Consider the following 22,366-nt stretch of genomic DNA (forward strand, 5'->3'; position numbering starts at 1 on the left):
AAAAAGGAAGGAAAGTATTAATATCGCGCATAAGAACGCCGGTTTGTTAGATGTGTTTGCTCGCACGAACATCATCAACCAAATCGGCGTTCTTGTTTCTGTGTTTCCCGGGATTCCGTGAAGAACCTTTTTTTTGCCTGGAAGAAACCCGGCCGCCACCCACACCTGTCACAAAAGCATCAAGAAAGCTTGCGATGATGCCACCCAAGTGAACCTGTAGCCGCGACAGGCACTTGCCGCCAGCGAGCCTTCATGAATCACAGCATCGATCAAAGCCACCGCGATCCGGACCTGTTCGGCCTGCTCTACGGGTTTCGTTTCCGCCCCGGCGAGCGAGGGCAGGAAATCGATTCGGCCCAAGCCCTGCGAAGCCTGCAACAACCGCAAAACGCCGATGAGTTTCTCTGGCTGCACCTGAACCTGGCCCATGCCGCGTGCGAACGCTGGATGAAAAGTCACCTGGCGTTGCCGCAGGAATTCTTCGAAGCCTTGCACGAAGGCTCGCGCTCGACCCGCATCGAACACGTGGATTCAGCACTGCTGGCGGTGGTCAACGATGTGGTGTTCAACCTGAGCAACCTGGTGTCCTCGGACGTCTCCACGTTGTGGGTGTGCGTCCACAGTCGGTTGATCGTCAGTGCGCGCCTGCAACCGTTGCACTCGGTCGATAAGTTGCGCTCGTCGGTCAAGGCCGGCGAATGCTTTCGCTCGCCGTTGGAATTGCTCGTGCACCTGCTGCGCGACCAGGGCGAGGTGCTGACCCAGATCGTGCGCAAGACCAGCCTCAGCGTCGATCAGATCGAAGACCAATTGCTCTCTTCGCGGCTGTCCACCAACCGCGCCGAGCTGGGCAGCCAGCGCCGCGTGCTGGTGCGCCTGCAACGGTTGCTGGCGCTGGAGCCGGGCTCGCTGCTGCGCCTGCTCAACCGTCCGCCGCAATGGTTGCAGAAAGAAGACGTCAAGGAGCTGCGCAAATCCACTGAGGAATTCGCCCTGATCATCAACGACCTGACCGCGCTGGGCGAACGGATCAAGCTGTTGCAGGAAGAAATCGCCGCCAACCTCAACGAACAAAGCAACCGCACCCTGTTCACCCTGACGGTGGTCACGGTGCTGGCCTTGCCCATCAACATCATTGCCGGGTTCTTCGGCATGAACGTTGGCGGCGTGCCCTTGGCCACCGACCCCGAGGGCTTCTGGATCCTCGTGGCACTGGTGGCGACCTTCACCCTGATTGCCGGCCGCTGGGCGTTTCGCAAGCGGCGCGATTATTGAGCCAAGGTTCGCTGGAAAACAGAATGTTCGTGGCGAGGCAGCTTTCTGCCTCGCCACAGGTTCAACGATCAGTCCCTTCGCCTGGTATCAGGCGCTCAAGCGCGCCGTCACTTCATTCAACTGCCCCGACAAGCCGTGCAGGTCGCGACTGGCCGCTTCGGTGCGTTGCACGTTCTCCTGGTTGGTGCTGGCGATGCAGGTGATTTCGGTCAGGTTGCGCGAAATGTCCTCGGCCACCGACGTCTGCTCCTCCGCCGCCGTGGCGATCTGGCGGTTCATGTCGCGGATCGCTTCGACAGCCTGGGTGATGCGTTCGAGCATCGCGCCGGCCTGGGTCACTTGCTCCACGCTCTCTTCGCTGCGCGACTGACCGCTCTCGATGGCCTGGGCCGCGTCCACCGCGCCGGTTTGCACGGTCTGGATGATCTGGTTGATCTCGATGATGGACGAAGCCGTGCGCTGGGCCAGACTGCGCACTTCATCGGCCACCACGGCGAACCCGCGCCCTGCCTCGCCGGCCCGGGCGGCTTCGATGGCGGCGTTGAGGGCCAGCAGGTTGGTCTGTTCGGCGATCCCGCGGATCACTTCCAGCACCTTGCCGATACGACCGCTGTCGGTTTCCAGGCGGCGAATCACCGTGGCCGTGTTGGCGATTTCACCGCGCATCCGGGTGATGGTGTGGATGGTCCCCTGCATGACTTTCTCGCCCTGTTGGGCCGAGTGGTCGGCGTCATCGGCCGCCCGCGCCGCGTCGGCGGCATGGCGCGCGACTTCCTGGGCCGTGGCGGACATTTCGTTCATCGCCGTCGCCACCTGGTCAGTCCGTTCGAACTGTTCGTGGGTGCCCTGGCTCATCAGGCTGGCGATGGCATTGAGTTCACCGCTGGCGCTGTCCAGCTCAGTGGCGCTGCGTTGCAGGCGGGTGAAGGTTTCGGCGAGGAAATCCCGCAGGGTATTGGCCGCGAGAGCCAGGTCACCCAATTCGTCCCGGCGATGGCTCACCACCCGATCGGCGAAACGCCCGCGGCTCAGTTGGGTGACATATTGGATAAGGCTGCGGATCGGCTGCACCAGGTTGCGATTGACCAGCCACAGGCTGAGCAACCCGATCACCAGGCCCGACACCAGCATGATCGCGATGCCCGACAGGATCGTGCGATCGGCACCGGCACTGATCAGCAGCGATTGCTCGTCGCCCTGCTTATGCAGGTCCAGCACCAGTTCGCTCATTTGCTCACTGGTCGCGCGGTCGACGCCCTTGACCGCCGAGTCGCCCGCCGTGGCATCGCCACCGGCGGCCACGAAGGCATCGCGCCCTTTCTGGTAAGCGGCGCCCAACTGGCGGTGCTCGTCGCGCAGGCGTTCGATGCGAGCCCTGAACGAGGCGGAAAGGTCTTTTTGGCCGACCAGCCGGCCCAGGATGTCCTGGACATCGCGCTGGCGCTCCTCGAACTGCGCCCAGTACTTGTCCCGGTCCGCCGGCTGCTTGCCACGCAGCAGGACGTTCTTCCATTCCTGGACTTGCACCTTGAATTGCAGGTTGGCCTCGTCGATCAATTGCGAAGCGCGCAACGGACCGTCGATCAGGCTGCGATAGTTCTGCACGCCTTGGGAAAGGAAATGAAACGAGGCCAGGGCAATCAACAGCATGGCCAGCAAGCTGGCACCGAGCAGGGCAAGAATCTGCGCACGCAAGGATTTTTGTAGAAACATGGGAGAAGTCTCACGGCTATGAAAAGGAGGCGACACGCGTCACGGTACGAACGGACTTCCCTGTTCAGCGTCGCAATCAAATGCGGGCGATACCTAACCCATCGGCCCTGGGCAGGCCTTCTTGAGCCGGTTCGACGATCGGTAATCCGGCCCGCAGTCACCACCGGCCGGCACTGTCCATGACCTGTCCAGACAACCCCTTTTGTCGCCCCGGCGGGATTTAAAAGTCTGTTTGTCATTTCTCTTGGGGTATCCTGCGCCTGCTTTGTTAAAGCGCGGATCTACCAGATCTACCCCACAGACCTTGCGAGGAGCGCGATATGCACGAGATTCCCAATCTCCCCTTCCCAAGCCTGCACAACACTGAGCAGACGTCCACGCTACAAGCCGGGGGGCAGGCAAACGCCCGACAACCCGAACCGAAAGAAGCCACTGAACGCCGCCAGGCCGACAGCGAAGACTGACCCACCGCGTAACCAGACCGTGTGGAAAGCGCTAAGATGCGCTTTCCACACTGCCTGAATGCCGAGCCCCCGATGACCGATGACACCTCCCCCTTCAACGAAGCCCAGGCCAGCGTCCTGATCGGCACGGCCGAGAAAATGGTCGAGATCTGGACTCGCCTGTCGCCCGAGAAACAAGCCACGCTGCTGGCCCGTTTCGGGACCGAGGAAAACGCCCTGGCCGCCCTGGTCACCAGCCACCTGGTCAGCGGACAAGCCACTGACTGAGCCGCCGTTCGGCAAATAGTTTTACTTTTCCACGCCTTGCCCCACGGTCGCCGTTATCATAAGCAGCCTATCTATTACTGCTGCTCCGCGGACCCTTCCCCATGCCAGATTCCCAGCGCCCCTTGGCGGTCACGCTGCAAGTTGTTTCCATCGTCCTGTTCACGTTCATTGGCTACCTGAATGTCGGTATTCCACTGGCCGTACTGCCCGGGTACGTCCATGGCGAGCTGGGTTTCGGCGCGGTCATCGCCGGGCTGGTGATCAGCGTCCAGTACCTCGCTACCCTGCTCAGCCGCCCCTATGCGGGCAGGATCATCGATAACCTGGGGAGCAAGCGGGCGGTCATGATCGGCCTCGCCGGCTGCGGCCTGAGTGGTGTGTTCATGCTGGTGTCGGCCTGGACGCCGAGCCTGCCGATGCTCAGCCTGGCCAGCCTATTCATCGGCCGCCTGGTGCTGGGCAGCGCGGAAAGCCTCGTTGGCTCGGGCTCCATCGGCTGGGGCATCGGCCGGGTTGGCGCGGCGAACACCGCCAAGGTCATTTCCTGGAACGGCATCGCCAGCTACGGTGCACTGGCGATCGGCGCACCGCTGGGGGTGTGGCTGGTGAATACGCTGGGGCTGTGGAGCATGGGTGCCGGCATCATCCTGCTGGCCTCGTTGGGCCTCGCGCTGGCCTGGCCGAAACTGGCCGCGCCCATCGTCGCCGGCGAGCGCTTGCCGTTCATGCACGTGCTGGGGCGCGTCCTGCCTCATGGCTGCGGCCTGGCCCTGGGTTCCATCGGCTTCGGCACCATCGCCACCTTCATCACCCTGTACTACGCCACCCAGCACTGGGAAAACGCCGTGCTGTGCCTGAGCCTGTTCGGCGCCAGCTTCATCGGCGCGCGGTTGCTGTTCGGCAACCTGATCAACCGCCTGGGTGGCTTTCGCGTGGCGATCGCCTGCCTGTCGGTGGAAGTGCTCGGCCTGTTGCTGCTGTGGCTGGCGCCCGATGCCCATTGGGCCCTGGCGGGCGCGGCGTTGAGCGGTTTCGGCTTTTCCCTGGTGTTCCCGGCGCTGGGCGTGGAGGCGGTCAACCTGGTGCCCGCATCCAGTCGCGGCGCGGCGGTGGGGGCCTATTCCCTGTTCATCGATCTTTCCCTGGGCATCACCGGGCCGCTGGCCGGCGCGATTGCCGCAGGCTTCGGCTTCGCCTCGATCTTCCTGTTCGCGGCCTTGGCAGCCTTGGGCGGATTGGCGTTGAGCGTGTACCTGTACCGCCAGGCGCCGAAGTCCCGCGAGGCGCGCTAGAAATCCACCTTGCCGCGCCCCGCCTTGATCGAGCCGCGCTTGGTCTTGGACTCCAGGCGGCGCTTTTTCGAGCCCAGGGTCGGCTTGGTCGGGCGACGCTTCTTCTCGACCTTGGTGGCGCCCTGGATCAGCTCGACCAGGCGCTCCAGGGCGTCGGCCCGATTCTGTTCCTGGGTGCGGTACTGCTGGGCCTTGATGATCAACACGCCGTCGCCGGTGATGCGACTGTCACGCAGGGCCAGCAAGCGCTCCTTGTAGAACTCGGGCAATGACGAGGCCGGGATATCGAAGCGCAGGTGCACGGCGCTGGACACCTTGTTGACGTTTTGCCCCCCGGCCCCCTGGGCGCGGATGGCCGTCAGCTCGATCTCGGCGTCCGGGATGTGCACAGTGTTGGAAATCGCCAGCATGGGAAAGGGTCCGCTATCAGGCCCCACAGGATACCGCGAATCCCTGCACAACCCCCATTCCCTGTGGGAGCGAGCCTGTTCGCGATAGCGGTGTGTCAGTCGTTAAGATATTGGCTGTGGAGCCGCCATCGCGAGCAAGCTCGCTCCCACAGAGGAATACTGTCTTGCCTGAAATACGACAAACCCGGCACTCGGCCGGGTTGTCGTAGTCCAACAGGGCTTACTTGGCAGCTGCCGCCACGGCCAGTTCCTGCCGTGCACTGCGCTTGTTCTTGATCACGTAGCACACCGCCATGAACGCCAGCCACACCGGGATCGCGTACACCGAGACCTGGATGCCGGGGATCAGCAACATCACGCCGAGGATGAACACCACGAACCCCAGGCAGAGGTAGTTGCCGTAGGGATACCACAGCGCCTTGAACAACGGCACCTGGCCGGTCTGGTTCATGTGCTGGCGGAACTTGAAGTGCGAGTAGCTGATCATCGCCCAGTTGATCACCAGGGTCGCGACCACCAGCGACATCAGCAGCTCCAGCGCATGCTGCGGGATCAGGTAGTTCAACAGCACCGCCACCAGCGTGATCGCGGCCGAGGCCAGGATCGAGCGGACCGGCACGCCGCGCTTGTCGATCTTGGCCAGGGCCCGCGGCGCATCGCCCTGCTCGGCCATGCCCAGCAGCATGCGGCTGTTGCAGTAGGTGCCGCTGTTGTACACCGACAATGCAGCGGTCAGGACCACGAAGTTGAGGATGTGCGCGGCCGTGTTGCTGCCCAGCATCGAGAACACCTGCACGAACGGGCTGCCGCTGTAGGCGTCGCCGGAGGCATTGAGGGTGTTCAGCAAGCTGTCCCATGGAGTCAGGGACAACAGCACCACCAGGGCGCCGATGTAGAAAATCAGGATCCGGTAGATCACCTGGTTGATGGCCTTGGGAATCACGGTCTTCGGCTTGTCGGCCTCGGCGGCGGTGAAGCCGAGCATTTCCAGGCCACCGAAGGAAAACATGATGATCGCCATGGCCATGACCAGGCCGCTGACGCCATTGGGGAAGAAACCACCGTGTGACCACAGGTTGGTCACCGACGCCTGCGGCCCGCCATGGCCGCTGACCAGCAGGTAGCTGCCCAGGGCGATCATGCCAACAATCGCCACGACCTTGATGATCGCGAACCAGAACTCGGCTTCACCGAAGACTTTGACGTTGGCCAGGTTGATGGCGTTGATCAGGATGAAGAACGCCGCCGCCGAGGCCCAGGTCGGGATGTCCGGTGCCCAGTAGTGAATGTACTTGCCCACGGCGGTCAGCTCGGACATGCCCACCAGGATGTAGAGAATCCAGCAGTTCCAACCGGACAGGAAGCCGGCGAAACCGCCCCAGTACTTGTGGGCAAAGTGACTGAAGGACCCGGCCACCGGCTCTTCGACGATCATTTCGCCCAGCTGGCGCATGATCATGAAGGCGATGAAGCCGCAGATGGCGTAGCCGAGGATCATCGACGGGCCGGCCGACTTCAGCACCCCCGCCGACCCCAGGAACAGCCCGGTACCGATGGCGCCGCCGAGGGCGATCAATTGGATGTGGCGATTTTTCAGGCCGCGTTTCAGCTCGCCTGAATGCGAGTTTGGTCCACTCATGAAAAGGGTCTCACGCAAGGTTTGATGATGTTCGTAGGACGTTGCCGCTCAAATGGATTTCAAGCAGCGCCCATCAAACCCCAGCGCAGGCACCAGGAATTCAGCGTATTTACAACAGTCATGCGTCACCTGTTTGTTTTTATCTGTGACGAAATCGAACCCGACACGCTTGTGACGTGGCGGAATGAGCAAGGCGGATAGCCTTGAGGGTGCGTGGGTACGCGAAGGGTCACAGTAAAACGCGGCGCATTGTACACCGCCGACCTTTTGCCGCCAGACACCCTCCCAAGGCATGGCAGGCATCTGAACCTGACCAGAAGGCGGATACAAGCCGCTCCATCGCCTCGAAAAACACCGTTTGAGGGCTCTATTGGAAGCTTTTTCTTACATCTGCCGGGAGGTGCGCCTGAGGTCGAATCGCTCGCCGGGTTTCGTAAATATTTCTTTACGACGCGTAACGGGTTTTTTCCATGTAGGAATTTTCTGTCATCCGTCTGGAAATTGACGGTAGGAAGCTAGCTAATGAATAAACCCCACAGCCATTTGTTTTTCATGAGCAAAAAATCCCGCCAGAAATGGAACAAAAAGTTCATCTGAAAAAATAAAAATTATTTTTTGCATTCCAAAAAACCCTCGACTAGGTTTTCACCGACTTGCCCAGGCATCGTGCCGACAAGTTTTGCGGGATCGTTTCCGGCCAGTTTTCCACTCGCCAACCGGCCCGCTCATTTCCGTAAAAGTCCTCTAGGAGATTCACTATGCAAGCACTGGACAAAGACTTGGAAACCGAACTGCAACTGGACGAATGGTTTGAAGCGCCAACCCATGAAGCCGCTGTTGAAATGATGCAAGCCGACGCGGTCGTTCCGTTCGGCACGGCGATGTGGCCTCTGTAGGCACAGCCCGGCGGGGTCGGTCCGGCCGGTCGACTCCGCCACTTTTGCCGTTGTCAGGGAAGCCAACCATTTGTCAGGGAAGAACAAGCATGGACACACAACGAGCCATCTCACATTTCCTTTACTACCTCGAACACCATCCCGCCCTGGCCGGCATCCAGCCCGCCAAGGTACTGCTGGGCCATACCGCCGACTACGAGGCACTGACCGGCGCCATCGCCGAACAGGCTGGCAGCGGTTCGCCCTTCCGGTTCAGCGCCATGCGCCTGGACCTCGAATCCACGGAGCGCCTGTCCAAGGCCATTGCCGACAGCGACCTGTACATTTTCTTCTACGATTCCTCCACCCTGCCCCATCCTCGCCCGGACGGCCCGGACTTCGTTCGCGCCCTGCAAGGGGTGATGGCGGACAACTGGAAGAAATCGCTGCTGTTCAAGGACTACGGCGATTATTTCTACGACACCTTCAGTGTCATCCCCCAGCGGATCGCCGGGCTCAACAGCCACCTGATCCGGCGCATGTCCCAGGCCACGACCTTGAGTTTCCAGGATGAGCACGGTTCATATTTCGACACGCCCCTCGACAGCGTGAAGAAATGGACCGACATCAACGGCGTCGGCAACTATGACCTGGCCCCCGGTGAAATCGCCACCCATAGCGACACGATCAATGGCCGGGTCAAATTCGTCGGCACGTTCCTCAGCACCATCCCGTTTGCACGCAAGTACGGCGTGCTGCAATCGCCGCTGGAGTTGTGGATCGAAGACTCCACCATCCAGAAAATCGCCACCGACGTGCCGGGCCTGGAACACGACTTCAACAAATACCTGGACGCCAATCCGTCGAACCGACGCATCGAGGAACTGGGGATCGGCACCAACGAAGGGGTCAAGAGCCTGTACGCCCGCAACGCCGGCTTCGAAGAACGCCATTGCGGCCTGCACCTGGGGCTGGGCGGCGGGGCCAAGGGCAGCCATCACCTGGACCTGATCTTCGAGAAGGGATTGTTGGCGCTGGACAATGAGCCGGTGTTCGATGGGCGGTTTGTGCTTTAGAGGCAGCTTCAAGTTGCGAGCTTCAAGCGGCAAGAAAGAGATGGGTAACCTTCCGATAGCGAGTGGGATCACCGGCCTCTTCGCGAGCAGGCTCGCTCCCACAGTTGATCTTCAGTGAATGGGCGGTAGCTGTTCGGCGCGGCTCCATTGTGGGAGCGAGCCTGCTCGCGAAGGCGGACTCACCAACACCGCATCCATTAAAGCCAGACAAAAAAACGCCAACCCAACGGTTGGCGTTTTTTCTTGCAGCTTGCAGCTAGAAACTCACAGCTGCCTCACTCCGGCTTGCGACGCCCAAACCCCGGACGCTGGCCCGAACCGGCCGGCGCGCCACGACGCTTGTCCGAAGGTGCATCACGGTCCACCAGGGAAATGCCCGGGCGTTTCTTCGGCGCCGGCTTGGCCGGACGCTTGGTGTCGGCCGGGCGATCGGCGACTGGCGTGCCACGCCCGGCGGGAGCGCCACGGCCTTCGCCGCGCTCAGTCCGACCGTTGGCCGGACGCGGGCTGCGTGGGCCGCGTTCGCCGTCCTGGCGTGGCGCCGGCTTGCGGGCCGGGCGCTCGCCTTCGATCTGCGGCTCGCGCGAGGGACGTGGGCCAGGCGCCGCGCCCTCGACAGGCGGACGCAGGGTACGCACGCGCTCGGTCTTGGCCATCGGGCGCGAGGACTTGCGCTGCATCCGCTCCAGCTTGTCCTTGCTCTTGGCGGTCATCTGCGGCATCGCCACGGGCGCGAGGCCCACTTCGGCGGCCAGGATGTCAACTTCGTACTGGCTCATTTCGCGCCAGCGGCCCATCGGCAGGTCGGAGTTGAGGAACACCGGGCCGAAACGCACGCGTTTCAGGCGACTGACCACCAACCCCTGGGATTCCCACAGGCGGCGCACTTCACGGTTACGGCCTTCCATCACCACGCAGTGGTACCAATGGTTGAACCCTTCGCCGCCGGGCGCCTGCTTGATGTCGGTGAAACGCGCCGGGCCGTCTTCCAGCACGACGCCGGCCTTCAGGCGCTCGATCATCTCGTCATCGACTTCACCGCGCACACGCACGGCGTATTCGCGGTCCATCTCGTAGGACGGGTGCATCAAGCGGTTGGCCAGCTCACCGTCGGTGGTGAACATCAGCAGGCCGGTGGTGTTGATGTCGAGGCGACCGATGTTGATCCAGCGGCCTTCCTTCGGACGCGGCATCTTGTCGAACACGGTCGGACGGCCTTCCGGGTCGTCACGGGTGCAGATCTCGCCGTCGGGCTTGTTGTACATGATCACGCGGCGCACCGTTTCGGCGGCCTCTTCGCGCTTGATCACCTTGCCATCAATGGTGATCGCGTCGTGCATGTCGACGCGCAGGCCCAAGGTGGCGTCTTTGCCGTTAACCTTGATGCGGCCCTGGGTGATCCAGGTTTCCACGTCGCGGCGCGAACCGACGCCGATACGAGCGAGGACTTTTTGCAGTTTCTCGCCGGCTGGACGGATATCCTGGCTATCGTTCTGGTCTTGGTCTTTCATTCTGGGCACCTCCCGGTGTGGTCGGCCAGGCGTGGCCTGACGCTTTGAAAACGGGCCTATGGCGAAGGGATCGCCAAAGGGTCGCGAATCATACGCCTGTTGAGGCGGTTGCGCATCAGAGACTAGCCGATCGATGCACGCCCGGCGGTTTTTCCGCCGACCGGTGAGGCCTATGACCGCCGCAGATCCATTGTGGGAGCGAGCTTGCTCGCGATGGCGTCCTTGCATTCAATATTTCTGTCGACTGACACACCGCTATCGCGAGCAAGCTCGCTCCCACAGGGGATCGAGGCGTGTCCGCGATATTTCAGCGAGTCAGTCGTCCCACTGGCGCCGTTCGTTCTCGATCGCCTCGGCCAGCGCCCGGGCTTCAGCCTCTTCGTCGCTCAGTTCGGGCACCGGCGGCTCGAGGGCGGCGACGGCGGCCAGCAGTTTTTCCCGGGCTTCGGCTACGCCGAGGATGTCGTCTTCAGGTTCGGCCTCGGCCGCCGGTTCAACGTCAGTCTCGGGCATCTCGTCGACGGGCGCCGGACCTTCGCGCAGCAGGTCGTCGAAATCGGTCTTCAGGCCTTCTTCCATGGTGTCCAGTTCCAGCAACAGCGAATGGAAACTGGTCTCTTCCTTGGGCTCTTGCGGCTCGACGCTGGCATCGGCCAGGTCCTGCAAGCGCTGGGGCACCGGTGCATCGTCGAACCCCAGCACCGGCTCGGGCTCGATCTCGCGCAGTTCGGCCAAGGGCGGCAGGTCATCCAGGTTCTTCAGGTTGAAATGGTCGAGGAAAGCCTTGGTGGTGGCGAACATCGCCGGCTTGCCCGGCACGTCGCGATAGCCGACCACGCGGATCCACTCACGCTCGAGCAGCGTCTTGACGATGTGGCTGTTGACCGCCACGCCCCGCACGTCCTCGATCTCGCCACGGGTGATGGGCTGGCGATAGGCGATCAGCGCCATGGTTTCGAGCATGGCCCGGGAATAGCGCTGCGGCCGTTCTTCCCACAGGCGCCCGACCCAGGGGGCGAACTTCTCACGGATCTGCAGGCGATAACCGGACGCCACTTCCTTGAGCTCGAAGGCCCGCCCTTCGCAGGATTTACCCAGCAGCGCCAAGGCTTTCTTGAACACGGCCGGCTCAGGTCGCTCGCCTTCCTCGAAAAGCTCGAACAGGCGCTCCATCGATTGCGGCTTTCCCGAAGCCAACAGGAAAGCTTCAAGCAAGGGGACCAGCTCGCGGGGTTCAGTCAGATTCATTGATTTGCTCGTTATTCGGCTCGTGCCCGCACGTGGATCGCTGCGAACGGCTCATTCTGTACCAGCTCGACCAAGGATTCCTTGACCAATTCCAACACCGCCATGAACGTCACCACCACGCCCAGCCGTCCTTCCTCGGCGGTGAACAGCTCGACGAACGGCACGAAGCTGCCGCCCTTGAGCCGTTCCAGCACGTCGCTCATGCGCTCGCGGGTGGACAACGCTTCGCGGCTGACCTGGTGACTTTCAAACATGTCGCCCCGGCGCAGGACCTCCGCCATGGACATCAACAGCTCTTCCAGGCTGACATCCGGCAACAACTTGCGCGCCCGCGCCTCGGGCGCATCGAGCTTGGGCACCACCACATCTCGGCCGACGCGGCTCAAGCCGTCGATGCCTTCCGCCGCGACCTTGAAGCGTTCGTATTCCTGCAAGCGCCGGATCAGCTCGGCGCGCGGGTCATCCTCTTCATCCTCGACCTCCGCCGAACGCGGCAGCAGCATCCGCGACTTGATCTCCGCGAGCATGGCCGCCATCACCAGGTACTCGGCCGCCAGCTCCAGGCGCACCGACTGCATCAACTCGACATAGCCCATGTACTGGCGAGTGATTTCCGCCACCGGGATGTCGAGGATGTTGATGTTCTGTTTGCGGATCAGGTACAGCAGCAGGTCGAGCGGCCCCTCGAAAGCCTCGAGGAACACTTCCAGCGCATCCGGCGGAATGTACAGGTCCAGGGGCATTTCCATGACCGCCTGGCCGTAGACCATGGCGAACGGCAGCTCCTGCTGCGCACCGGCCTGGCTGTCGACGCCTTCCACAGGGGTTTGCACCGCGGACATTCAGGCCTCGGCCATGAACGGGGCCGGGTCGCCGCAACCGACGCGCACCACCTGGGGCTCGCCGTCGGCCAGGTTGATCACGGTGGACGCCTTCATGCCGCCGAAACCGCCGTCGATGATCAATTCGACCTGGTGTTCGAGCAACTGGCGAATCTCGTACGGATCGGTCATCGGCTCGGTGTCACCCGGCATGATCAGCGTCACGCTCATCAGCGGCTCACCCAGCTCCGCCAGCAGCGCCAGGGCGATGGGGTGGCTCGGCACCCGCAGGCCGATGGTGCGCTTCTTCGGGTGCAGCAACAGCCGCGGGACTTCCCGCGTGGCGTTGAGAATGAAGGTATAGGGCCCCGGCAGGTGGGCCTTGAGCAGGCGGAAGGTGCCGGTGTCGATCTTGGCGAACAGGCCCAGTTGGGACAGGTCGCTGCAGATCAGCGCAAAGTTGTGCTTGTCGTCGAGCTGGCGCAGGCGCCGGACGCGCTCGACGGCATTCTTGTCGCCGATCTGGCAACCGATGGCGTAGGCCGAGTCGGTGGGATAGACCACCACGCCGCCGCTACGGATGATCTCGACGGCCTGCTTGATCAGGCGCGGTTGCGGGTTTTCCGGATGAATCTGGAAAAATTGACTCACGTGTTCTACCTGTTCAGACGGCGGCGGTAACGGGATCATGTTTGAATCTACACCATAGTGGTGGCAGATCTTCCGGCAACGGGCGATATTCGCCGATCTCGGACCAGCCCCCAGGGCCATGGAAATCACTTCCGGCGGTCACCAGCAGACCGAACTCACGGGCCAGGATCGCCAGGCTGCCGACCTGCTCGGCCGGTTGGTGGCCATTGACCACCTCGATGGCATGGCCCCCTGCTTGAATATAGTCGGCCACCAGCCGGCGGCGCTTGCTGCGAGTGAAATCATAGTGCCAAGGATGCGCCAGGCTGACCCAGGCATCCGCCGCCCGCAGGGTCTGGACGGTCTCCTCCAGGGTCGGCCAGTGCTGCTTGACGTCCCCCAGCTTGCCGGCACCCAGCCACTTGCGGAACGCTTCGGCGCGGTCCTTGACGAACCCTTCGCGCACCATCCAGTCGGCGAAGTGCGGCCGGGCCGGGGCGTTGCCGCTGTCGCCCAGTTCCTGCTGGATCTGCCGGGCGCCCTCCAGCGCACCGGGCATGCCCTTGAGGGCCAGCTTGCGGCCGATTTCTTCGGCCCGCAGCCAACGGCCGTCACGCAGTTGCGCGATGGCCTGGACCAGCGCCGGCGCATTCACATCGAAACCATAGCCCAGCACGTGAATGGTCGCCCCGCCCCAGGTACAGGACAACTCGACCCCATTGACCAGTTGCATGCCCAGCGCCGTGGCGGCGCCACGGGCCTCGTCGAGGCCTTCGAGGGTGTCATGGTCGGTCAGGGCCAGGACTCGCACGCCGTGCTCGAACGCCCGCGCCACCAGAATCGCAGGCGCCAGGGCGCCATCGGAGGCCGTGCTGTGGCAGTGCAAATCGACATTCACGAGAGTTTGTTACCTCAAATCAGCTGGCCCTATCGCGGCCAAGGATGTTTGTTATTATGCCGCCACATCCCGCTCCTGGCTGCCACTGTGAAACAATTCATCGATTTCATCCCGCTGCTGCTGTTTTTCGTCGTCTACAAACTTGATCCCCGGAGCGTCGACATCGCCGGTCATTCCTTGACTGTAGGCGGTATCTACAGCGCCACCGCCGTGCTGATCATCAGTTCCCTGGTGGTGTACGGCGCGCTGTTCGTGTCCCAGCGCAAACTGGAGAAGAGCCAGTGGCTGACCCTGATCGCCTGCCTGGTGTTCGGCAGCCTGACCCTGGCATTCCACAGCGAGACCTTCCTTAAATGGAAGGCCCCGGTGGTCAACTGGCTGTTCGCCCTGGCCTTCATCGGCAGCCACTTCATCGGCGACCGCCTGCTGATCAAGCGCATCATGGGCCATGCCCTGAGCCTGCCGGAGGTGATCTGGACCCGCTTGAACATCGCCTGGATCGCCTTCTTCCTGTTCTGCGGGGCAGCCAACCTGTTCGTCGCGTTCACGTTCCAGGATTACTGGGTCGACTTCAAAGTCTTCGGCAGCCTGGGCATGACCCTGTTGTTCCTGATTGGCCAGGGCATCTACCTGTCTCGTCACCTGCACGATACCGACACCACCACGCCAAAAACCGAGGACTGACATGCTCTACGCAATCATTGCCACCGACGTCGCCAACTCCCTGGAAAAACGCCTGGCCACGCGCCCCGCGCACCTGGAACGCCTGCAAAAGCTCCAGGCCGAAGGCCGCGTGGTGCTGGCGGGCCCGCATCCGGCGGTCGACAGCGATGATCCGGGCGCCGCGGGGTTCAGCGGCAGCCTGATGGTGCTCGAGTTCGATTCCCTGGCCGAGGCGCAGGCCTGGGCCGAGGCCGACCCCTTCGTGGCGGCGGGCGTCTACGCCAATGTCGTGGTCAAGCCATTCAAGCAATCCATGCCGTAATCCCCCTGGGCGCGATGAGCCTGCACGGCTCATTGCGCTCAATTGCTCATTGTTCTCGTTTGCCTGCCGACAACCTGTCCAATCTCGATTGGAATTCAGGAGTTGCAATGCGCAAAGGTCCGTTGTGCCTGTTGTGGGTCACGTTGGCGATCGGGGCTCCCGCCCATGGCGAGGAAAGCACCGAGGGCAGTCATTCGGCGCCCTTGTCCCTGAGCGCCGGCAGCCAGATCGCCGAATTGCAGCAACGCTTGAAAGACAGCGAGCGCCAGCGCGAAGAACTGAGCAAACAACTGCAGAACGCCGACGGCGAGCGCGAAAGTGCCTTGCTGGGCCGATTGCGCCAGGAGAACCAGCGCCTGAAGCTGCAACTCAAGGAAGCCCAGGCCAGTCCCCTGCCACGCCTGTTGACCGAACAGCAGCAATGGTTCGTGGTGGGCGCCGGGGTAGCGCTATTGGCCCTGCTCTGCGGTATCTTTGCCAGCGGTGGACGTAGACGACGTCGGCAATGGCTAAATTGAGTGAGTCATGAGCGAGCTGTTACTGATAGATGATGACCAGGAGCTGTGCGAGCTCCTGGTGAGCTGGCTGGGCCAGGAAGGTTTCCAGGTCCGGGCCTGCCATGATGGCCAGAGTGCCCGCAAGGCGCTGGTCGACACCTCCCCCGCGGCGGTCGTGCTGGATGTGATGCTGCCCGATGGCAGCGGCCTGGAACTGCTCAAGCAATTGCGCAACGATCACCCGGAACTGCCGGTGGTGATGCTCTCGGCCCGGGGCGAACCGCTGGACCGCATCCTTGGCCTGGAACTGGGCGCCGACGATTACCTGGCCAAACCCTGCGACCCGCGAGAGCTCACCGCCCGCCTGCGCGCCGTGTTGCGCCGCAGCCACCCGACGGCGGTGTCCAGCCAGATCGAACTGGGCGACCTGACCTTCAGCCCGGTGCGTGGCGTGGTCAGCATCGACGAGCAGGAACAGACCCTCACCGTGTCCGAAAGCCGCCTGCTCGAAGCGTTGCTCAAACAACCGGGCGAGCCGCTGGACAAGCAAGAACTGGCGCAGATCGCCCTGGGGCGCAAGCTGACCCTCTACGATCGCAGCCTCGATATGCATGTCAGCAACCTGCGCAAGAAAATCGGCCCCCACCCCGACGGTCGCCCGCGCATCGTGGCGCTGCGCAGCCGTGGCTATTACTACAGTCTCTGAACACGACACCGATTCCTTTTGGCAAAGGGATGGGCTGCGGGAGCAAAGCTTGCTCGCGATGCAAGCGCCTCGGTTCCTCAGGGACCGCGTTGTATTCATCGCGGGCAAGCCTTGCTCCCACAGGATCTGTCGCCCCTGCGGTTTTGTCAGCCCTGCACCGGAACGTCTTTACCCAAGCTTTACCCAGCCCTGACCGCCGCTGACCTTGATCTCCGTAATCTGCACACATCCGGAACTGACCGGGAATGAGACAAGGAGAGACACCATGCGCAAGACCCTTATCGCTCTGATGTTCGCCGCCGCCCTGCCGACCGTGGCCATGGCCATGCCTGAAGGTCCCGGCCCGATGGGGCCGATGGACGGCCCGCGCCACGGCGGCCAGATGCACGACAAAGGCCCGTACAGCCAACTGGACCTGAGCCGTGAACAGCGCCAGCAGATCCGCAAGATCATGGACGAGCAGCGCCATGAACGCCGCGAGCTGATGGAGAAGTACCTGGCCAAGCTGTCGCCAGCCGACCAGAAAGCCATGCAGGACGAAATCGCGGCCCGCCATCAGAAAGTCGACGCCCAGATCCGCGGGCTGCTCAAGCCTGAACAGCAGAAAGAGTTCGACGCGATCCAGAAGAAACAGGCCGAGCGTCGCGCCGAATGGGCCGAATTCAAGGCCTGGAAAGCGCAACAGCCGCAAAAAGCGCAATAATGCGCTGACGTCACCCAGCCCAACGGCAAACCGCCGTTGGGCTTTCTTTGTTTTCGAGGATTTACCGTGCGTTCATTGTTCTGGCGCATCCTGGCCAGTTTCTGGCTGGCCATCGCCCTGGTTGCCGGGCTTTCGATTCTCATGGGCCACATGTTGAACCAGGACGCCTGGATCCTCAGCCGCCACCCGGGGCTCAACACCCTGGCCGAAGAATGGACGCAGACCTACGAAAGCCAGGGCGAAGACGCCGCCCAGGAGATCCTGCAACAGCGCAAGCGCCAGTACCACATCGATGTCCAGGTGCTCAACGAAAGCGGCGACCCGGTGGTGCGCGGCACCTTTCCACGCCGCGCCGCGGCGTTCGAGGCCCGGCAGAACAACGACGACCGGCGCCTGCCCTGGCGAAGACTGACCGACGAGTTCACCAGCGCCAAGAGCGGCGACACGTACCTGTTCATCTACCGCATTCCTCATCCCGAACTGGACGCCTGGCACCGCGAAAGCCTGCTCTGGCCCCTCAGCGCCCTGGGGATCGCGCTGGTGGTGCTGACCTTGTTCAGTCTGCTGGTGACCCTCTCCATCACCCGCCCGCTCAGTCGCCTGCGTGGTGCGGTGCACGACCTGGGCCAGGCCACTTATCAACAGAACAGCCTGGCCAAGCTGGCCAACCGGCGGGACGAGTTCGGCGTACTGGCCACCGATTTCAATCGCATGGGCGCCCGCCTGCAAAGCTTGATCGCCAGCCAGCGGCAACTGTTGCGCGACGTGTCCCACGAACTGCGTTCGCCCCTGGCGCGCTTGCGCATCGCCCTGGCACTGGCGGAACGGGCCAGCCCCCAAGAGCGCGAAAAACTCTGGCCGCGCCTGACCCGCGAATGTGACCGCCTGGAAGCGTTGATCAGCGAGATCCTGGTGCTGGCCCGGGTCGATGCCGACAACGCCAGCGCCGAAGAAATCGAGCTGAACAGCCTGCTGATCACCCTGCAAAAAGATGCGCAGCTGGCTTCGTCGGAGCAAAGCGTGCAGCTCAATGCCGAGCCGAACCTGAACCTCAAGGGCTGGCCGACCATGATCGAACGGGCGGTGGACAACCTGCTGCGCAACGCCCAGCGCTTCAACCCGATCGGGCAGCCGATCGAAATGCGCGCACAGCGCCAGGGCGAGCGGATCGTCATCAGCGTGCGCGACCATGGGCCGGGGGTGGAGGCCGAACACCTGGGCCAGTTGGGCGAACCGTTCTACCGCGCACCCGGACAGACCGCCGCCGGCCATGGCCTGGGCCTGGCCATCGCCCGGCGTGCGGCCGAGCGCCACGGCGGCGCGCTGGTACTGGGTAATCATCCTGGCGGGGGATTTATCGCGACGCTGGAACTGCCGTTGGTGCCGGGGGCAGTTGTCCAGCCGTGACATGCACTCAACACTGGCCTGTGGCGAGGGGATTTATCCCCGCTGGGCTGCGCAGCGGCCCCAAATGGCCAAGACGTGCATCAGAGAGAACGAGAGGGCCGCTTCGCGACCCAACGGGGATAAATCCCCTCGCCACACTGAATAGAACCAAACGCTAATTCCTCTTATTCAAACTGCCCGGCCCTGTTAGACTTTGCGCCCTTCTTTTACGTATCCCCAGGACGCCCGATGCCGTCGTTGCCTCTTCGTCTATGCGCACTGTTCATGGCCCTGGGCCTGAGTGCCTGTGACGATGCCCCGCGTTTCACCCAGGCCGAGCCCGGTGAAGCGCGATCCGGGGGCGCGACGACGGTCAGAAAGACCGACCAGAACGCCTTCTCCCTGCCCTCGGCCAACCTGCCGCCATCGCGACGGGTGGATTTCAGCGTCGGCAACAGTTTCTTCCGCAGCCCCTGGGTGATCGCCCCGTCGACCACGACCGCCCGCGATGGCCTCGGGCCGTTGTTCAACACCAACGCCTGCCAGAACTGCCACATCAAGGACGGTCGCGGCCACCCGCCGGCGCCGGACGCCACCACGGCGGTTTCCATGCTGGTGCGCCTGTCGATTCCCGACACGCCGGCCTACGCCAAGGTCATCGAACAACTGGGGGTCGTGCCCGAACCGGTGTATGGCGGCCAGTTGCAGGACATGTCCGTGCCCGGCGTGGCGCCCGAAGGCAAGGTGCGGGTCGACTACAGCCCCGTCCCCGTGCGCTTCGAGGACGGCACCCTGGTCGAGCTGCGCAAGCCCACCTTGCAGATCACCCAGCTCGGCTACGGGCCGATGCATCCGGACACGCGTTTCTCCGCCCGCGTCGCACCGCCGATGATCGGCCTCGGGCTGCTGGAGGCGATCCCCGACGACGCCATCCTGGCGAATGCCCAGGCCCAGGCGCAGGCGAAGAACGGCATCGCCGGGCGCCCCAACCAGGTCTGGGACGATGCCCAGCGGAAAACCGTACTGGGGCGGTTCGGCTGGAAGGCCGGGCAGCCCAACCTCAACCAGCAGAATGTCCACGCCTTTTCCGGCGACCTGGGCCTGACCACCCGCCTGCGCCCCTTCGACGACTGCACCGAGGCCCAGGTCGATTGCCGGCGCGCGCCCAACGGCCAGGGCCCCGGCGGTGAACCGGAAGTCAGCGACAACATCCTTAGACTGGTGCTGTTCTACAGCCGCAACCTCGCCGTGCCCGCCCGTCGCGAGGTGAACTCGGCCGAGGTGCTGGCGGGCAAGAACCTGTTCTTCCAGGCCGGTTGCCAGTCCTGCCACACGCCCAAGTACACCACGTCCGCCAACGCGGCCGAGCCGGAGCTGGCCAACCAGGTCATCCGCCCGTACACCGACCTGCTGTTGCACGACATGGGCGAGGGCCTGGCCGACAACCGCAGCGAATTCAAGGCCGGTGGACGCGACTGGCGCACGCCGCCCTTGTGGGGCATCGGCCTGACCGAGGCCGTCAACGGCCACACCCAGTTCCTGCATGACGGGCGCGCCCGCAACCTGCTCGAAGCCGTGCTCTGGCACGGCGGCGAAGCACAAGCGGCGCAGCGCCAGGTTCTATCGTTCGATGCCGGGCAGCGCGCCGCGTTGCTGGCCTTTCTCAATTCCCTATAACGAATTTCCGACAACGGGAGCCCGACATGTTTCGTCCCAAGCTGTTGTTCACCAGCCTCGCCGCCCTTGCCCTCGGCGCCTGCTCGCCCCAGGACCCGCAAGCGGTCACTTCGGCAGCCATCGCCAAGCAGGTGATCCTGCCGACCTACAGCCGCTGGGTCGACGCCGACCGGCAACTGGCGAGCAGCGCCCTGGCGTTCTGCCAAGGCAAGGAAACCCTGGAAACCGCCCGCGCCGATTTCCTCAAAGCCCAGAAGGCCTGGGCCGAGCTGCAACCGCTGTTGATCGGCCCGCTGGCCGAAGGCAACCGCACCTGGCAAGTCCAGTTCTGGCCGGACAAGAAGAACCTGGTGGGCCGCCAGGTCGAGCAATTGATCAACAGCGAACCGCAGATCGACGCCGCCGGCCTGGCCAAGTCCAGCGTCGTGGTCCAGGGCCTCTCGGCCTATGAGTACCTGCTGTTCGACGCCAGGATCGACATGGCCGACGCCGCGCAGAAGGCCAAGTACTGCCCGCTGCTGATCGCCATCGGCGAGCGCCAGAAGCAGTTGGCCGAGGAGATCCTGTCGCGCTGGAACACCAACGACGGCATGCTCGCCCAGATGAGCAAGTTTCCGAACCAGCGCTACGCCGATTCCCACGAAGCCATCGCCGACCTGCTGCGGGTCCAGGTCACCGCCCTCGACACCCTGAAGAAAAAACTCGGCACGCCGATGGGCCGCCAGACCAAAGGCGTACCGCAACCGTTCCAAGCCGACGCCTGGCGCAGCCAGTCTTCGCTGCAAGGCCTGGAAGCCAGCCTGAGCGCGGCTCGGACCGTCTGGGCAGGTGTGGACAACAAGGGCCTGCGCGGCTTGTTGCCAAGCGAACAGAAGCCCCTGGCCGACAAGATCGATGCGGCCTACGATGCATCGCTGAAACTGTTCGCCAGCACCCAGCGTTCGCTGACCGAAATGCTCAACGACGACGCCGGGCGCCAGCAACTCAACGATCTGTACGACAGCCTCAACGTCGTCCATCGCCTGCACGAAGGCGAACTGGCCAAGGCGCTGGGCGTCCAACTGGGCTTCAACGCCAACGACGGTGACTGATCATGCTTCGACGTCAGGCCCTGGCACTGGGCAGCTTCCTGCTCGGCGCCGTCACCCTGGGTGGCTGGACACTGTTCAAGCAAAAGGACAAGCAACCGCTGCTGCTGTCGGCACGGGACGATGGCAATGGCCAGCACTTCGCCGTGGGCTATCGACTGGACGGCACCCGGGCATTCGCCACCCAGGTCGGCCAGCGGTGCCATGACATCATCAACCATCCGACCCGGCCGATCGCCCTGTTCGTGGCCCGTCGTCCGGGCACCGAAAGCTACCTGATCGACCTGCGCGACGGCACGTTGCTGCAAACCCTCACCTCGCGGCCGGACCGGCATTTCTACGGCCACGCGGTGATCCACGGCAGCGGTGAATGGTTGTACGCCACCGAGAACGACACCCGGGATCCGGGGCGCGGCCTGTTGGGCGTGTACCGGTTCGACGGCGAACGGCTGGTCCACAGCGGCGAAATCCCCACCCATGGCATCGGCCCGCACCAGGTGTCATGGATGCCCGACGGCGAAACCCTGGTGGTGGCGAACGGCGGCATCCGCACCGAGGCCGAGAGCCGGGTCGAGATGAACCTTGACGCCATGGAGCCCAGCCTCGTGCTGATGCAACGCGACGGCACGCTGTTGAGCAAGGAAACCCTCGCCCAATCGATGAACAGCGTCCGGCACCTGGGGATTGCCAGCGACGGCACCATCGTTTCCGGCCAGCAATTCATGGGCGACGCCCACGAGTCTTCGCAACTGGTGGCGATCAAGCGGCCCGGCCAGCCATTCCAGGCCTTCCCGGTGCCCGAACAGCAATTGCAGGCGATGGCGCACTACACCGCCAGCGTCGCCGTGCACAGCGAGCTGCGCCTGGTGGCGCTGACCGCACCCCGTGGCAACCGCTTCTTCATCTGGGACCTGGACACCGGCGAAGCCCGCCTGGATGCGCCGCTGCCGGACTGTGCGGGGGTGGGCGCCGTGGCCGACGGGTTCGTCGTGACCTCGGGCCAGGGTCGTTGCCGTTATTACGATTGTCGACAGACACAACTGGTTGCAAAACCATTGGATCTGCCGGCAGGGCTCTGGGACAACCATTTGCATCTGGTCTGAGGCCAACGTGCAAGGTACGGGCGCCAAGCGCCCGTAAACCCAGGAATATTCCCACACGACACGGCGCCCATGTCCGTCTGGAAACCCCGTCGCACTCGGAGT

The 22,366-nt window shown here is 63.3% G+C and carries 23 protein-coding genes and 1 pseudogene; 15 read left to right on the forward strand and 9 right to left on the reverse strand.

Annotated elements, in window-relative coordinates; all coding sequences use genetic code 11:
* Positions 1–252: 252 nt before the first annotated feature.
* Positions 253–1,275 (forward strand): transporter, encoded by a 1,023-nt coding sequence (locus tag Q6A48_RS09495; RefSeq protein ID WP_304553813.1) that lies wholly within the window; start codon positions 253–255, stop codon positions 1,273–1,275.
* Between the two features lie 87 nt (positions 1,276–1,362).
* Here the strand turns inward: Q6A48_RS09495 and Q6A48_RS26030 are convergent, their stop codons facing one another.
* Together Q6A48_RS26030 and Q6A48_RS26035 are read right to left on the reverse strand one after the other, a co-directional pair.
* Positions 1,363–2,130 (reverse strand): methyl-accepting chemotaxis protein, encoded by a 768-nt coding sequence (locus Q6A48_RS26030; protein ID WP_369811680.1) that lies wholly within the window; start codon positions 2,128–2,130, stop codon positions 1,363–1,365.
* A 165-nt stretch (positions 2,131–2,295) separates the two neighbouring features.
* Positions 2,296–2,988, reverse strand: a pseudogene (locus Q6A48_RS26035) (methyl-accepting chemotaxis protein); the annotation flags it as partial.
* Positions 2,989–3,308: 320 nt separating this feature from the next.
* Between Q6A48_RS26035 and Q6A48_RS09505 the strand changes: the two are divergent.
* The 3 genes from Q6A48_RS09505 (at position 3,309) to Q6A48_RS09515 (ending at position 5,011) form a co-directional block, all read left to right on the forward strand.
* Positions 3,309–3,452: a hypothetical protein gene (locus Q6A48_RS09505; RefSeq protein WP_304553816.1), complete on the forward strand. Its 144-nt coding sequence runs from the start codon at positions 3,309–3,311 to the stop codon at positions 3,450–3,452.
* 36 nt (positions 3,453–3,488) lie between these two features.
* Complete coding sequence (locus Q6A48_RS09510) at positions 3,489–3,719, forward strand: hypothetical protein (protein WP_304553818.1); 231 nt, start codon at positions 3,489–3,491, stop codon at positions 3,717–3,719.
* 101 nt (positions 3,720–3,820) lie between these two features.
* The gene (locus Q6A48_RS09515) at positions 3,821–5,011 is read left to right on the forward strand and encodes an MFS transporter (RefSeq protein WP_304553820.1); all 1,191 of its coding nucleotides are present in this window, start codon (positions 3,821–3,823) and stop codon (positions 5,009–5,011) included.
* Here the strand turns inward: Q6A48_RS09515 and arfB are convergent.
* Positions 5,008–5,421, reverse strand: coding sequence for an alternative ribosome rescue aminoacyl-tRNA hydrolase ArfB (gene arfB, locus Q6A48_RS09520; protein ID WP_304553821.1), 414 nt, complete (start codon positions 5,419–5,421; stop codon positions 5,008–5,010). The genes Q6A48_RS09515 and arfB overlap by 4 nt on opposite strands.
* A 220-nt stretch (positions 5,422–5,641) precedes the next feature.
* Positions 5,642–7,060, reverse strand: coding sequence for an amino acid permease (locus tag Q6A48_RS09525; RefSeq protein ID WP_304553823.1), 1,419 nt, complete (start codon positions 7,058–7,060; stop codon positions 5,642–5,644).
* Positions 7,061–7,818: 758 nt separating this feature from the next.
* On the opposite strand from Q6A48_RS09525, the gene Q6A48_RS09530 reads away from it, so the two are divergent.
* Together Q6A48_RS09530 and Q6A48_RS09535 are read left to right on the forward strand one after the other, a co-directional pair.
* Complete coding sequence (locus Q6A48_RS09530) at positions 7,819–7,956, forward strand: hypothetical protein (RefSeq protein WP_003178782.1); 138 nt, start codon at positions 7,819–7,821, stop codon at positions 7,954–7,956.
* Between the two features lie 89 nt (positions 7,957–8,045).
* Positions 8,046–9,011 carry a M29 family metallopeptidase gene (locus Q6A48_RS09535; RefSeq protein WP_304553840.1) on the forward strand — a complete coding sequence of 322 codons (966 nt, stop codon included), beginning with the start codon at positions 8,046–8,048 and terminating at the stop codon, positions 9,009–9,011.
* Positions 9,012–9,286: 275 nt separating this feature from the next.
* Here Q6A48_RS09535 and rluB read toward each other — a convergent pair whose 3' ends face one another.
* The 5 genes from rluB to Q6A48_RS09560 all read right to left on the reverse strand — a co-directional run bounded on the left by rluB (position 9,287) and on the right by Q6A48_RS09560 (position 14,119).
* Complete coding sequence (gene rluB, locus Q6A48_RS09540) at positions 9,287–10,522, reverse strand: 23S rRNA pseudouridine(2605) synthase RluB (RefSeq protein ID WP_304553841.1); 1,236 nt, start codon at positions 10,520–10,522, stop codon at positions 9,287–9,289.
* A 315-nt stretch (positions 10,523–10,837) separates the two neighbouring features.
* Entirely contained in the window at positions 10,838–11,770 is a 933-nt protein-coding gene (gene scpB, locus Q6A48_RS09545) for an SMC-Scp complex subunit ScpB (protein ID WP_304553843.1), read from the reverse strand.
* A gap of 11 nt (positions 11,771–11,781) precedes the next feature.
* Positions 11,782–12,612, reverse strand: coding sequence for a segregation and condensation protein A (locus tag Q6A48_RS09550; protein ID WP_501991674.1), 831 nt, complete (start codon positions 12,610–12,612; stop codon positions 11,782–11,784).
* A complete protein-coding gene (locus tag Q6A48_RS09555; protein WP_042729509.1) occupies positions 12,613–13,242 on the reverse strand; it encodes an L-threonylcarbamoyladenylate synthase in 630 nt (209 codons plus the stop codon).
* A 13-nt stretch (positions 13,243–13,255) separates the two neighbouring features.
* Positions 13,256–14,119 carry a PHP domain-containing protein gene (locus tag Q6A48_RS09560; protein WP_304553846.1) on the reverse strand — a complete coding sequence of 288 codons (864 nt, stop codon included), beginning with the start codon at positions 14,117–14,119 and terminating at the stop codon, positions 13,256–13,258.
* 87 nt (positions 14,120–14,206) lie between these two features.
* On the opposite strand from Q6A48_RS09560, the gene Q6A48_RS09565 reads away from it, so the two are divergent.
* The 9 genes from Q6A48_RS09565 to Q6A48_RS09605 all read left to right on the forward strand — a co-directional run bounded on the left by Q6A48_RS09565 (position 14,207) and on the right by Q6A48_RS09605 (position 22,264).
* Positions 14,207–14,803 carry a septation protein A gene (locus Q6A48_RS09565; RefSeq protein ID WP_304553848.1) on the forward strand — a complete coding sequence of 199 codons (597 nt, stop codon included), beginning with the start codon at positions 14,207–14,209 and terminating at the stop codon, positions 14,801–14,803.
* Between the two features lies 1 nt (position 14,804).
* Positions 14,805–15,104 (forward strand): YciI family protein, encoded by a 300-nt coding sequence (locus Q6A48_RS09570; protein WP_304553850.1) that lies wholly within the window; start codon positions 14,805–14,807, stop codon positions 15,102–15,104.
* Positions 15,105–15,211: 107 nt separating this feature from the next.
* Entirely contained in the window at positions 15,212–15,622 is a 411-nt protein-coding gene (locus Q6A48_RS09575; protein WP_304553852.1) for an SH3 domain-containing protein, read from the forward strand.
* Positions 15,623–15,629: 7 nt separating this feature from the next.
* Positions 15,630–16,307 carry a response regulator transcription factor gene (locus tag Q6A48_RS09580; RefSeq protein ID WP_304553853.1) on the forward strand — a complete coding sequence of 226 codons (678 nt, stop codon included), beginning with the start codon at positions 15,630–15,632 and terminating at the stop codon, positions 16,305–16,307.
* A gap of 265 nt (positions 16,308–16,572) precedes the next feature.
* Entirely contained in the window at positions 16,573–17,010 is a 438-nt protein-coding gene (locus Q6A48_RS09585; protein ID WP_304553854.1) for a Spy/CpxP family protein refolding chaperone, read from the forward strand.
* 66 nt (positions 17,011–17,076) lie between these two features.
* Complete coding sequence (locus Q6A48_RS09590) at positions 17,077–18,417, forward strand: sensor histidine kinase (protein WP_304553856.1); 1,341 nt, start codon at positions 17,077–17,079, stop codon at positions 18,415–18,417.
* Positions 18,418–18,645: 228 nt separating this feature from the next.
* The gene (locus Q6A48_RS09595) at positions 18,646–20,073 is read left to right on the forward strand and encodes a di-heme oxidoreductase family protein (protein WP_304553858.1); all 1,428 of its coding nucleotides are present in this window, start codon (positions 18,646–18,648) and stop codon (positions 20,071–20,073) included.
* Positions 20,074–20,099: 26 nt separating this feature from the next.
* Positions 20,100–21,164 carry an imelysin family protein gene (locus Q6A48_RS09600; RefSeq protein ID WP_304553859.1) on the forward strand — a complete coding sequence of 355 codons (1,065 nt, stop codon included), beginning with the start codon at positions 20,100–20,102 and terminating at the stop codon, positions 21,162–21,164.
* Positions 21,165–21,166: 2 nt separating this feature from the next.
* Positions 21,167–22,264, forward strand: coding sequence for a DUF1513 domain-containing protein (locus tag Q6A48_RS09605; protein ID WP_304553860.1), 1,098 nt, complete (start codon positions 21,167–21,169; stop codon positions 22,262–22,264).
* Positions 22,265–22,366: the final 102 nt, after the last annotated feature.

This window comes from Pseudomonas citrullilanati, from assembly GCF_030580855.1.
In the GTDB taxonomy this organism is placed as follows: domain Bacteria; phylum Pseudomonadota; class Gammaproteobacteria; order Pseudomonadales; family Pseudomonadaceae; genus Aquipseudomonas; species Aquipseudomonas citrulli.